General features: G+C 26.1%; 1 protein-coding gene. It reads left to right on the top strand.

Translation table 11 applies throughout. From position 1 onward, the window contains the following. Nucleotides 1-84: 84 nt before the first annotated feature. Complete coding sequence (locus tag E0K96_RS12070) at nucleotides 85-456, top strand: hypothetical protein (RefSeq protein ID WP_206080745.1); 372 nt, start codon at nucleotides 85-87, stop codon at nucleotides 454-456. Nucleotides 457-597 lie beyond the last annotated feature (141 nt).

Below are 597 nucleotides of genomic sequence, written 5' to 3'. Positions count from 1 at the left end.
CAATATCTTCTTCAAAAAAGATTATTTATTCAGGTATAAAGTTTTTATATATGTTCATAATTCACATATGAGGTGATAAACAATATGAACAATATAAAAAAAATCGTTTTTATTATACTTGTATGCATGTTATGTGTCAGTGTTGAAGCGAAAAGTGACATTCCTAAATATAAAATTATATCTAACAGTTATCAACAAACTGATATTCAAGACATGTATGATATAAAAAATCAATTACTAACAGATTATAAAGAATGGGTCAAAGGGGTTGATAATCCAGATCAGGCTTTAGCTGATCATCAGAGTGATTATCAGGCAACCTTTAAACAGGGTGTTTATACTATTGTTTTAGGAAAAGGAAATGGGAAAACTTTAACAGGAGATTTAAAGGTCAATTATTGTGAAACAACTGAAGATATAGAAACAAAATCCTTGATATGGGATTGGCTATTTTGATATGAAACAATATGTTTCATATTTTTTTATTCTCTTTAAAAATAAGAGAATAAGCAAATATTATAGGATTAAGGGTAAAATTAATGAATTATTTTATTTCGTTATCAAAAAGTGATATGATATGTATCATAAGGAGGATTA

This window comes from Massilimicrobiota sp. SW1139, assembly GCF_012027715.1.
Lineage (GTDB): Bacteria > Bacillota_I > Bacilli_A > Erysipelotrichales > Coprobacillaceae > Allocoprobacillus > Allocoprobacillus merdigallinarum.
Note: the sequence above shows the minus strand (reverse complement) of the source record. Positions and strands in the feature narration are given on the sequence as shown.